At 65.1% G+C, this 12253-nt stretch carries 9 protein-coding genes and 1 pseudogene; 2 read left to right on the top strand and 8 right to left on the bottom strand.

Features of this window, described 5'->3' with window-relative positions; translation table 11 throughout:
* Positions 1–452: 452 nt before the first annotated feature.
* From WDW90_RS31065 to WDW90_RS31045, 5 genes are all read right to left on the bottom strand, one after another.
* Positions 453–686, bottom strand: a complete 234-nt coding sequence (locus WDW90_RS31065; RefSeq protein ID WP_336491401.1) for a hypothetical protein — start codon at positions 684–686, stop codon at positions 453–455.
* 321 nt (positions 687–1007) lie between these two features.
* Entirely contained in the window at positions 1008–1136 is a 129-nt protein-coding gene (locus tag WDW90_RS31060) for a hypothetical protein (RefSeq protein ID WP_336491400.1), read from the bottom strand.
* A gap of 199 nt (positions 1137–1335) precedes the next feature.
* Complete coding sequence (locus tag WDW90_RS31055; RefSeq protein ID WP_431311158.1) at positions 1336–3153, bottom strand: DEAD/DEAH box helicase; 1818 nt, start codon at positions 3151–3153, stop codon at positions 1336–1338.
* Positions 3154–3303: 150 nt separating this feature from the next.
* Complete coding sequence (locus WDW90_RS31050; protein WP_336491398.1) at positions 3304–5700, bottom strand: type IA DNA topoisomerase; 2397 nt, start codon at positions 5698–5700, stop codon at positions 3304–3306.
* A 19-nt stretch (positions 5701–5719) separates the two neighbouring features.
* Complete coding sequence (locus WDW90_RS31045) at positions 5720–5962, bottom strand: DUF6894 family protein (protein WP_336491397.1); 243 nt, start codon at positions 5960–5962, stop codon at positions 5720–5722.
* Between the two features lie 157 nt (positions 5963–6119).
* On the opposite strand from WDW90_RS31045, the pseudogene WDW90_RS31040 reads away from it, so the two are divergent.
* Positions 6120–6759, top strand: a pseudogene (locus WDW90_RS31040) (SOS response-associated peptidase).
* Positions 6760–7730: 971 nt separating this feature from the next.
* Here the strand turns inward: WDW90_RS31040 and WDW90_RS31035 are convergent.
* A complete protein-coding gene (locus WDW90_RS31035) occupies positions 7731–8048 on the bottom strand; it encodes a hypothetical protein (RefSeq protein WP_336491396.1) in 318 nt (105 codons plus the stop codon).
* Between the two features lie 1439 nt (positions 8049–9487).
* Positions 9488–9625 carry a hypothetical protein gene (locus WDW90_RS31030; protein ID WP_336491395.1) on the bottom strand — a complete coding sequence of 46 codons (138 nt, stop codon included), beginning with the start codon at positions 9623–9625 and terminating at the stop codon, positions 9488–9490.
* Between the two features lie 3 nt (positions 9626–9628).
* Here WDW90_RS31030 and WDW90_RS31025 point away from each other — a divergent pair, with 3 nt between their 5' ends.
* Complete coding sequence (locus WDW90_RS31025) at positions 9629–9994, top strand: hypothetical protein (protein WP_336491393.1); 366 nt, start codon at positions 9629–9631, stop codon at positions 9992–9994.
* A gap of 530 nt (positions 9995–10524) precedes the next feature.
* Here the strand turns inward: WDW90_RS31025 and WDW90_RS31020 are convergent.
* Positions 10525–11994, bottom strand: coding sequence for a mechanosensitive ion channel family protein (locus WDW90_RS31020; protein ID WP_336491391.1), 1470 nt, complete (start codon positions 11992–11994; stop codon positions 10525–10527).
* Between the last annotated feature and the right edge of the window lie 259 nt (positions 11995–12253).

Genomic DNA, 12253 nt, shown 5'->3' with positions numbered 1-12253 from the left:
CGGCGGGAGACGCGGCGACGGACGCCGTCAAAGCGCCAGGCATGCTCCTCGATTGCCCAACGCACCTGATCCCAACAACGTTCCACCACCAGACAACTATGTGCCTGCATGCGTGGAGCGCCCTGAGGCTGCCACACGCGCGGGCTCTCAACCTTCGTTGCCAAGGTGGTCGTCATCACGGCTCCTTTCGCAAATCGGCTGCAGGGAACCTAGCAAAGCTTAACCATACGGAACAGGCTTGACAGTGGCCGTTCTGCGCACGCTTCGGGACCGGCGCGAGCGTCTGAAGGATGTCGCGCTGCGTCAGACTGCTTTCGGGCACGCCTGCCGATCCGGTTCGTGGTTCGCCACCGCAAAATCGATGATCTGCATAGGTGTCACCGCGCTTCCTGCTCCCAACACAGTTTGAAACAACACGCTCGCTGCATCAGGCCGCAATCCGAACCCCGCGCTCACCCTTCACGGTCGGTCGCGCTCAGGAGGGCACGCGCGAGCAGATGCAGGACAGCGCCGGTCAGCACAGACACGGCTGAGATCGCCAGCACTTGCAGGCCGCTGATGCCCGGGAGCGTCCCCAAGCTGTAGGCAAGGAGTGACCCGCAGGTTCCGGCAGAGACCACGCCGGATGCAATCGTGTTGAGCCACGTCGCCGATAGACGCCGCCCTTCTTGGTTCACTTCGACCATGCCTCTCTCCAATTCAGAGCGGATTATATGCATATAATCCGATAAAAGGAAAGTATGCATGTAGCTCGATGAGACGAGCAATGTCCTCGGACGGGCGAGTTGCTCCTCGATGGAGGCGATGCAGTCCGGCCGACCCGTAACCTCTGCGCTGGTCGTTTCGGGCGCTCGTGCCGCGCAGGCTGCTGTCGGCTTAACGCGTTGCCGCAGCCACGCTGTGTTCAGGCGCGCTCTGGCCGAGACAGGCCAAACCGCATCGCGCATAGCCTCGCGACACCCGGCGAGCGACAGCTTTGACCTCGCGCTGGGCTGCGTCGATGTCGTTCAGCGCGTCCGCCACAGCCATCCCCAGCGCGACGCGGGCATCGCCGTGGCCAACCGCAGATACGTCGCCGCAATGGCCTCGGCCTCGCTGTGCGTGCCGGAGAGGCAGTGCGATGCGATTCGTTCCATGGCCGCGCTCCGTGAGAACAAAGGTAGAACTCACGGATCCCGCGCGGGTTCAAGCGACGTATGCAGGTTGATGTGCGTACCTGTGGAGAGCTGTGGATGAGTAAGGGCAGACTTCCTCTGGCTCGCGGCGCACTTTCCTTCGTGTCTTCCAAGGCGGCCGGATTTTTAAAGCTCGGTGAGGCCGTCAGCGCGCGATCACTCAGGCGCGCGGATAGCTCCGGATCGGTAGCCATGCGCCCTGGCGCTTGCGATGAGACCACGCGTAGCGGGCATCGCCATCGAGCAGATGCAGGTGGTCGCACAGGCGGTTGCGCTCCAGCCAGCTCAGCGCCGCCGCAAGCTCGGCCAGTGTCATCGCGCCGCGCGCCTTGCCCAGCGCACGCTTGAGCACTGCATTGTAGCGGTGGGCGAGATTGCCGCTGCGCGGCGCGCACAGGTTTGCCTCATCCTCAATGACCTGCGTCGCGATAGCCGCCGTGAGACGCTGACGGAGCGCCCGTTCGGTCAGCGAGGGAGCCTGTCCCGGGGCGAGGCAGCTCAGAACGGCGCAGGGTGCGGTGGTTGCCTCTGCCCGGTCAGGTGAGGCTGGCCTGGGGCGCAGCGTGGCGTAGCGCAGGCCGAGCGCGTTGCTCTCCAGCGGGATGATCGCGCGCGGTTCATCGTCAGACCAAACGGTCCGCTCAGGCCTCACAGCCGAGATACGCCGGATCGTGCGGGGCCGCGCGGCCACGCCCTGCTCGCTCTCCAGCTCGGCTCGGAAGCGGGCGAACAGCGCATCATCGGGGTGGAACACCAGCGCCTGCTGGTCCGCATACGAACCGGCGTGCGGATCGACCCGCGTGGCTCGGGCGATCATCTGCTCCAGCCAGGGACGCGAGCGGATATGTGTCAGGGCTGCCACCACAGCGACTTCCGGTGCATCGAGACCCTCGTAGGCCATCGCCACCGTCACCAGCACGGCAGGCTCGGATCGCAGGCGGAACGCCGCCAGAGACTCGTGCGCATCGCGCTCAGACGACGTCGCGAGCCGCGCGTCGCGCTCGGCCTGAGCGGCCGGCATCCAGCCACGCACCATGTCGAGGTAGCGTCGAGCGTTGGCTTGATCCGGGGCGACGACCAGGAGCTTGCCGAGGCCACGCGCAGCCTCGCTGGGTGACAAGCTGCGCTCGCTGCGTCGGCGGGCGCGCAGCCGCCGGGTGGCCGTGAAGGCTTCCTGCAAGAGGTCGCGAGCGAAGCCGGTACGCAGCGCCGTGAACAATGCCGGCCGGGTCGTGACGCGCACGCTTCCGCCGAGGCGATGGGGACCGACCCGCGCTTGACTGGCTGCGCGCCCGCCCTCCAGCCAGCTGGCTTCGCCGTCGAGCGCGCCGAAGGTGACCGGCAACACGCTACGCTCCGCCAACGCCTGCGCGCGCGAGTAGCCGATGACGGCCCATCCCGGCGCATCGAGGTCGATCTGCTGCGTGTGTGTGGCTGCCGCAGGAACGTAGGGCAGGCCGAGGATGCGGCGGCCGTCTGCTCGCTCCAGCGTGCCGGACAACAGCAGCCGCAGTGCCGAGCTTTGGAGAAGCGGCAACATGGCCCGGCTCCAGGCCGCAGCCTCCTCACCTTCGGCATCGTGCGACGCGGAATAGCCGCTTGGCACTGGCAGGTGGTGCACCTCGTCCACCACCAAGAGCGTGCGATGGCGGCGTAGCTCTGCAAGGTGCAGGGCGGGTGCCGCCGTCACAGCCTGGTAGGTCGTGACGTAGCCCGACAAGCCCCGGCTCGGGTCGGGCTCGTTCTCGGCGCTACGTACGCTCAAGCTGTGATCGAGACTTGCTCGCCAGAGCGGGTCGGCGAAGGCTTCCTCGGCTTGGAGGCGCAAGGAATCACGCGGCACCACCCAGACGACGCGGTCGACGCACCCCGCCGCGAACAGGCGAGCAGCCGCAATGACGGGCAGCAGCGATTTGCCGCCGCCGGGCGTGACCGCGGCGAGGATGTCCGTGATCCCCTCCGCCTCGCCGCGTGCCATGGCTGTGACGAGCGCGGCGAGGGTTCGCTGATGCGCGCGAAGCGGACGGGCTGCGATGCTCACGGCAGCGCAGCGGGTTGCGACGTGACCATCGCCTCAACCTGCCGCACTGAGCCGAGCTTGTGAATCCCGCCTGTGCGGCGGCGATCTTCAGGCCCGCTGACGCGCCCGCGCCTTCCGTGCCGGTCCGCCTGCTACGGGTTTCTTCTGGGGCTGTGACGCGCTCTGGCGATTCTTACGAGTTGGCCGAGCCGGTTCGCTCGTACGCTCCGGTCTGCTCGCATCCGCGTAAGTGTCGAGGAACCGGCGGCATTCGGCAAAACTCGCTTCGACCGCAGGTGGGCACGGGATGCCGCGTTGCTGCGCCAAGCTTTGGGCATAGTGCAGCATCGCCAGGGTGGGGGCTCGCTCCTCACCTTCCTGCTCGGCCTCGCCTGCCTGAGGTGTCTGGGAGACGCGTGGCCCCGCATGAGCATCGAGAAAGGCGCGACAGATGCTGATGCTGCTCTTGCAACCGCGCGGCAGCGTCAGCCCCTTGCGCTGGGCAAGCGAGACGGCAAACGCGAGCATGGCGGGCGTCGGCGGTCGGCTGTCACCCTGCGCGGGCGGGACAATGCTTGGGTCGAGGCTCAGCACGGGTGACTTCGAAATTGCCGCGATCAGCTCGTCGAGGCGCGCTCGGGTGCGCTGCCGGAACTGCTCGGCCCGCCGCGTTGCCTCCACGCGCGTCGGGGCGCGCCCGATCTCGGCAAGCTCCGCCTCGAACACCGCTCGTCCCACCGGATCGCCGTAGGCCGGAAAGACGCGGCGCACGGCCGCGATGAAAGCGAGCCCGACCTCCGTGACCTCAATGGCCGGGTCCTTACCCTTGTGCAGGATGACGTAGTGGCTCTTGAGGAGCTTCGGCAGGATCGTATCGCGGGTGGCTGCCGTGCCGAGACCCTTCGGTTCGTTCGGGTTGATCGGGTTTTCCAGCGCGCGCTTCATCGCCGGATCCTCCACCTGATCGATCAGGCGGCCCATCACCACCGGCAACTCGCCGCGCGTGATGCGCCGCGGCGGCTCGGTCACAGCCGTCTCGACCTGCGCCTCGGTCGCGGTCGCGTCCTCGCCATTGCTGATGGCAGGCAGCCGACGGACTGTAGCCTCGTCCTCGCGCTTGGCCTTGCCCGGCACTGGTTCGGCATCTGACTCTGCTTCACTGCCGTAGATGGCCCGCCAGCCGGGTGCGCGCACGACGGAGCCGCTGACCGCGAAGCGTTTGTCGCCCAGTGGTGACGGCACCTGTGCCGAGACGGTGGTGCGCGCATCGATGCCGTCCGGCAGGTGGGCCGCGAGGTAGGTCTTGGCGACAAGTTCCCAGAGCCGGAACTGGTCCGGCGTGAGGCGGCCGCGCTCGGGCACCTTGCGCAGCGGCACGATGGCGTGGTGCTCGCCCGGATCCTTGACGTAGTGGCCCTTGGCGCCCTTGCGGAAGACAAGGTGCGCCTCCGGCGGCGCCAGCGTGGCGAGATCAGGCAGCACCGACGTGATCGCCGCCAACACGGCGACCGCGTCCCCGGTCTGACTCTCGGGCAGGTGTTCGGATTCGGTGCGCGGATAGCTGAGAAAGCCTTGGTCGTAGAGTTCCTGCGCGAGCCCGGCCGTGTGCTGCGGATCCCAGCCAAACCGCTTGGCGCAGCGCCGTGCCAGCGTGTCCTTTGAGAACAGGCGTGGCGGCGCGCGCCGCACGTCCTTCTGCTCAACCGAAAGCGGCCCCGACCATTTGCTTGCAGCGTCTCGGATCGTCTCGGCCACGGCCGCGTCGAAGATTCGCTCCTTCGGCGCGTGCCACAGCGTGACCTCGGCTTCGCTCTCGGCGGCAACAGTGAGCGCGACCTTGAAGAAGTCCTGCGGCACGAACGCCCGGATGCGCTGCTCCAGATCGGCCAGGATGGCGAGCGTCGGTGTCTGCACGCCGCCGAAGCGCCACGGCTCGCGGAAGCTGGGCGGGCGCAGCCGCAGCGAGATGGCCCGGGTTCCGTTCAGGCCAAGATGGTAGTCCTCGTATTGGCGGCAGAGCGCCTCCAGATAGGCCGCGTAATCGCGCTCGCCCGAATCGGGCTCCTTCGCGAGTACTGCGAAGGCGCGGCGGATCGAGACATCATCGAGCGCCCCGAGCTTGAGCCGGTCCACGCGACCGCGCCAGCCGAGGTGCTCCAGCACCTCCCAGGCGATCATCGAGCCCTCGCGGCCTGGATCGGTCGCGACGATGACTCGGTCCACGCCGTCGAGAGCCTTTCGGATCGCCGCGACCTTCGGCTCGTGGGACTGGCCTGAGCGGTTGGCGCCATAGCCGACCGGGATGGTGTCGAGCACGATGGGCAGCGCCTCGAAGCGCCAGGGCTTCCACTCGGGCCGGATGCTACCTGGCTCCTCGGTCGTGAGCAGGTGTCCCTCGGCAGCCACGCAGACGGTGCTCGGCGAGCGGAAGAACCGCTGAAGCTGGCGCATGGCCGAGGGCTTCTCGAAGAAGAACAGCGTGCGCCCGCTGGACTGAGCAGACATGGCTTGAGCCGATCTGATTTTAGGCAGCCTGAGCCATGCTGCCGGTGTGCGGTACGAAAGGCAGGACCAGCACGCGTCGGCCACTGAGGTCGTGCACGCTGATGTGCCAATCCGACCAGTTCTCTTGGTCAAGGCATCCCATGACCCTTTGCGCAACCTCTGCCGCCCGGCGCGTCAGGCGCTCAGGGGAGCGGACATCCTTGCCGACAGCGTCGAACACGCAGGCAGAGCCATTGGTCGCGTGAAAGCGGTATCGGGCCATGGTGTGCTCATCCCCTCTGCGGCAGTCTCAGCAAACGCCTCGGTTCGTGTTTTGTTCTATATGGGGATAACTGGTGGAAAACGGCAAGGCGGCGCTCGGCCGTAGAGGGCCTTACACCCAGGTTTGAGTGAGCGACCTATCTGGGGATGGTGCCACGATGTGCAACCTCTACAGCCTGACGGCGACGCCTGAGGAAATCCGCCGCTGGTTCGGGGTCGCGCGCGACGACACCGGCAACCTGCCACCGCTGCCCGGCATCTTTCCCGATCAGCGCGCCCCTGTCGTGCGGGCGAGCGAGGGCGGTCGCGAGTTGGCGATGCTCCGCTGGGGCATGCCCGGTCCAAAGGCGTTCGGCGAGCACCCGATCACGAACGTGCGCAACGTGAAGAGCGCGCATTGGCGGCCGTGGCTCAAGCCTGAGTACCGCTGCCTCGTCGTTCAGCGAATACGCGGACACCAAGCCGCGGAAGACACCCGTGTGGTTCGCCCTGAGCGATGAGCGGCCGCTGTTTGCCTTCGCGGGCATCTGGCGGCCCTGGACGGGCGTGCGAGGTACGAAGGCGGAGAACCCCGACCGGGTCGAGGAGGAGCATCGGCTCTACAGCTTTCTCACGACCGAGGCGAACGGCGTGGTCGGCCCGGTTCACCCCAAGGCCATGCCGGTGCTGCTGACCACCGAAGACGATTGGCGCACATGGCTTGAGGCGCCAGTCGAGGAGGCGCTGAAGCTTCAGCGCCCGCTGCCTGACGCGATGATGAAGGTAGTCGCGCGGGGCGAGCGGCGGGACGAAGGCTGACCGGGCCGAGGCGACCTACCCGACCGGACTCGTGCAAATGTAGGCCACCATGATCTCAGCAACCGCGCGGCTCGTGTAAGCAGCCGGCTTCTCCCCTCCTCGATCGGCACGAGGTCGGTGATCGCCGCGCCTGCCAGGAACTCGTTGAGCTCCTCAGTCTGGAGGCGTCAGGCTTTCCAATCCCGATCTCCCGGCCGAGGCGCCCTGTCCTCTTCGGCCACTGGGTCGACACGCACGGGCATCGGCCATTGATCCGCCGGCTCAGTTTCGTTGATCGAGCGCGTCCGACTCAGACTGTGGCATACCATTAGCGTTGCTGAGCAGGACCGTCCATGAAGCCCAAGCCGCGCAAGATGTCGCCGAGTGGACCAGCCATGGCGACTGGCTGGGGCTCGGGGACTGCAGCTGCAGGTTGAGCCGCAGAGGACGGTGTCGCTCCAGCCGATGCCGTTTGCCGCGGATCTGTCTTTCGGACCGCTCGCGCCATCATGCGCTGCTTTGGCTTCTCCGATCTGCTCGCCCGCTTAGGTCCAAGCCTCTCGGAAGCTGCCATCGGCCGTACTGGAGCGGAAGCGCGGGAGAGTGTATCCGCCTCAGCTTGCCGAACCAGTGTGCCGGTGGCGTCAGGTTCGGCTGGACCGATTGCGAACGAGGCGGTGGTCGCGCCACTCGCCGGAGCGCGCTCAATGCGCGACGGGGGATCGGCCCATGCACGTACGGGATGAGTGGCGCTCGAACGGTCGTTTCCGGCAGGCGGTGCCATGGGCGTGTCAATGGCGGCTGCAATCACGAGCGGGGCCGGTTCCGGACCGCCCGACAGAGCGACGCGAAGACCTGCCGTCAGCAGGATCGCCGGCAGCACCGATGTGCCCACGATGGCCGTGCTTGCCCTCATGGTATAGCAACTCAAGGCCAAGCTTTAGCGTTCCTGGGGCAGTACGAGATCGAACGTCCGGCACAGCGTTCGCGGCTCATTCCGAGCGGGGACGCGGTTTAGACACGGGAACGGTAACAAGCTGTCCGCTGATCGGATCAAGGATCGTGATGCTCATCGAACACCTCAGGGTCTTGGATCCTGTGATCACGACCCGAGAAGGTATGGCGAAGCGCACGCGAACCAGATCAGCGGCTTGGAACAGCGACTTGTCCCCTGCCCTTCCCCGGAGGGTACGCTGGCTGACCTGCTTCTTTGGCTCGCCGACCTCGAGGCCGTCCACGCCGTCTCGAAGGGTTACCGTATCGGCCTTGGCCGTCGGGGCGGTCAGAATGGCGATTTCGGGCACAACCATGAGCAGGAGAGTCGCTTTCCCGGCACGGGAGATGTAAGCAGAAAAAACGTGCAACGAAATTCCTATAAGAAAGAAAGCAGGAAAAACGTTGCAAGAATTCCTCAGCCTCATGTTAGCTGAGGAAGCGACCTCCCCATCTATGGTTGTGAACCACTGCGGGCGGCTGCCCGTCACCCGGCCAGCTCGGCGAAATTCTTGCCGAGTTGCAGGCGGCATAGGATAGGTTGCCAGGCAGTTCGCACAACCGCGATCCACGAGAATATGCGCAGTTTTAGGTTGATACCAGATGTAATGAATACTTGACGACAGTCAAGCACAGAACAATTCCAACGTTGCGGCTCGCCACTAAGATTTTAGAACTTGTCCCCATTTTCCTTGGCTTGCGCGTATTCCCAAGCAAGCTCCATCTTGCGCCTCTTGTTGTAGTACTAGTACTGGTTCCGGTTTCGGACGCGGTCGAGCCGCTCCTCCCAAGCTGCTCGGATCTTTACCTCCACCTCGGATGCGAAGGCCTCGCGCTCTGCTTCGGCCGCATTCTTCAGGAGGTCATACCAGTACCAGCGGAGCACGTGCTTGCGATACTCATCGGAGGTCAGCAGTGGATTGGGATGATCCATACAAGAAATGTAAGCGCACCCCGCTCCGTAGTCCAGAATCTGAGTACAGATCGGACCAGTGCGCGCTCGCTACAGGTCTGCGAAGTCTGCGGCGGCGAGGCGACGGAGGTTTACGGTCCCGCTATTGCACCCATTCGGCCGAGCTCAGGGAACCGCGGTAGATCTTCGCAATCTCAGTTCTGTTCACCGAGCCTGCTTCAAGCCGGACCGCACCGAGCTCGCAGTATTGTTCGCCGCGACGGGGAGCACGGCTCGAATTCGTGAGATCGTCATGGGCGAAGCCGAAATGCCGTACGCCGAAGCGGCTCTGCGGTCGGCAATGCAGGGCAGCGCAGTCAGCAGGCGGTGATCGTCCCGAGGTCGCGAGCAATGTTCATGCAGCGACGGGCACCGCCCGCAGTAAATTGGGAATGGATGGATCTCGTTGACGTCCGCAATGGGCCACAGGAGTCCTATTCCTTGACTTCTTCTCAATTCTTCGGTATTTTATCCTAAGCATTACGACGAGAGCTGGCCTCTCACCAACCTGCCCCCTGGCGGCAAGGTGGTTCCACGACAGTGGGATGCGGCTGACGAGCGTCAGCAAGAGTAGCCGGAAGCGCCAGCCTTCCAGAACGAGCAGGAACGGAGGCGCTCATGACCCGCCGACATCGCTTGCCAACCTCATCCAAGTCAGAATGAACGAGCTGGGCCTGAGCGATGAGGCGCTGGGCCGCCGCCTTGGCTACTCGAACCCGGCTAAGGCTGCATGCCCTGTGCAACGGCCTGCCGTTCAGCGCGAAAAGCCGCTTCGCTTTCTGGCGACTGCCGGACGCGCTCTAGCTACCGGCAGACGTTGTCCTGCAGGCCGTCGCGGATACCGAGCGGCTTTTCGCCGAGTGGGAGCGCGAAGCCGAGGAAAAGCGTCGCCTCGCGCAAGAGGTAGAAGACGCCGCCTGGAGGGCCAGCTTCCGGCCGCATGCCGTGATCCAGACGGAGTACACGGTGCCCACTCAAATTACCTTCTGCGGTCTCACGGGCGGAGCGGGGCCGCGGCTGATAATCCCGCTCGATTGTTCACGGCCTCCGATCACCTATGTCCAGCAAGCAGTGGACGCGGTGCCTGAGCGGGTCCGGATCGGGCACAACGGCAAACCGTACGTCACATTCTTCGGCGAAGCGCTGGGGCTGATCATCAACTACACGCCGGACTCGGCCCTGCGCTGCTCCCTCGATGGAGAGCCGCTGGAGGTCCTCCACAAGGCATACCGGCTCGGCGAGGTCCGCTTGTCCTTCGGCGGCCCTCTCCTCTCACCGGCCGCCGTCTCACGAGTGCTTGGCTTTTCGTAGGGTGTACGCGGGCGCGTCACCGGAGGCCGCTTAAGCGTCCATGGAAGCTGGGACGCCGTCGGAAAGCAGCCCTTCGGCTTTGCGCCCATCTCTGCCGTTCAGCCGTCCCCGGCGGCTTCTCTGAAGCGGACATTGCAGCAGCTCAGCTTTTCGATCTGAGTTGCGCCACCACCGCGCACGGTCGCCTTCATGCGGGCCGTGTTCGGGGCAGGCACGCCAGCCTTCGGCTCCTGCGCCGGCCTGCAGGCCGCGACGGGCGCGGCCCGGGGGCAGCGCGCGCCCGAACGCGCGCAGTCCGGAGGCGGGGTTCGCGCGGCGGATCACGCCGACCGATGCTGGACGCGCGCACCCGCTGATGGGTCGCGAGCTCAGTCCCGCCAGTGCGCCTCGAAGCTCCGTAAGCATGACGCCGTGTCAGTGCTCGCCGCCACTGACGGCGAGCAAGCCAGAAGCAGGATCGAGAGCAACACCCTTGGATGACGAAACCAACGTTGGAGATCCCTGCACGTTGTCCGACGCGTAATAACAGATTACGCGGACAGGTGCTCGTGGAAGAGATTGCGGATTCGTTGCAGCAATTGCGCCGGCACACCGATGTCCGGGGTGGCGCGAACTGCGACCTCTCGGTGCAGGATTGCCAAGCCATGCCGCATCGAACGATCCAACGCTCCTGCTAGCTCAACATTCTCCGATAGGAGGTTCGCGATAGCCTCGCGGGGAAGCTGATAGATGCGGCAATGCGTTCGTGCGCGTGCCGTTGCTGCGTGTTGTGCCCCAGTGAGAAGTCCGATCTCGCCAACGTACTCGCCAGCCCCGATGCAGCCGATCGTCTCGTTAGCCATTTCCGTAACGCGAGTGAACTCCAACACGCCCGATACAACGACGTATAACGAGGGGTCGGCCTCCCCCTGGGTAAACAGCACCTCGTCGGGTTCAAGACGCCGCATTTCGAGTCGCTCTGCCAGCATGGTGATCTGGTGGTCGGCAAGACCCTCAAAAATGATGAGATTGCTCAAGACTCGACGAGCCACATGCAATCGGTCCGATTCTGGCGAGCGGTCGTCGGTTCTCCAGCCATCCTCGTCCAAGAAGCCAGCGTAGTGCAGTTGGCGACGGGCTGCCCTCAGAAGTTGGTCCTTCGTGCGAGAGACGGATTTGGAGTCCCCAACCGAGAATGCGACCCGGTAGGCATTCCACCTTGAACCGAGCCGCGAGAGGACAGCGGATGCCTTCGGCGTCGCTAGGATGTCGGGGCAGAGCAGCGTCGCATGAAGGAGCGTTTCGATGACCCGCTCGGGTGCCACTTCCCGCGGGCAGCTGATCTCGACCGACATGGCCCGTTGTGGGTCCGGGAAGCTCCTGTTCACGATCTTTGACTTTGCCACGATGCTGTTGGGGATGATTGCCACGTCATTCTCGTCCGTCAGGATTCGGATGGATCGCCAGTTCACCTGAACGATCCGTCCCTCGATCTTGTCGTCGATCTGAATGCGGTCGCCGACACCAAAAGGCGCCTCGATGCCGACGGCGATGCCGGCAAAGACGTCCGCCAGCGTGTTCTGGAGAGCGAGGGCGAGGACGATCGCCACGATGCCCGAGGTCGCGAGAAGCCCTGTCACCGGGAGGGCGAGGACCGAATTCAGGACGACCAGCGCAGTCGCGAGGTAGATCGCCGAAGCGGTGAGATCCGAAAATAGCCTCGCCTCGCGTGACCGACGACTCCGATGAAGCGTCACCCACAGGACGGCGACCAGGATCCTGGCACCGAGCAGCCACCAAGCACCGCAAACGGCTCGGAGCCACAGTTCCGTTCCGTCGAGAACGCCGTTTGAGGACGGAAACACCGGAAAGACGCCCTCCCGCAGAAGGAAGATGCTGATGGCGACAAAGCAGGTGAGATCGAAGCCGATCCGCGTGCGATACGAGAACGGCCGGAGTGCGACGAGACCCACCAGAGTCAGCGCGACGAGCGCCACAGCAATAATCAAGGTCGAGGTCATGTGGCCGGCTGTCCCTTCAGGAGAATGTGCCGTGGGGCCCGCTCGGGAGAACGGCACGTCCCCGACTTGTTCGCTCATGTCAGACGGGGAGTCCGACAAGCCACGATCTGCGTCTGGTCTCGATCAGTCGCGTCCACGGGCGATCCAGACTGTCATGCCAGGCTCCACTTCTCGCACCGGTGCGCCGGCATCGGCCCGCACGAGGAAGCTGTTCACGTCGTGGTCGCCGACGGCGCGTGCCGCGCGCCAGACGGCGAAC

The sequence above is a fragment of the Methylobacterium nigriterrae genome (genome assembly GCF_037106235.1).
GTDB lineage: Bacteria > Pseudomonadota > Alphaproteobacteria > Rhizobiales > Beijerinckiaceae > Methylobacterium > Methylobacterium nigriterrae.
This window is presented reverse-complemented; position numbering and strand designations above follow the sequence as displayed.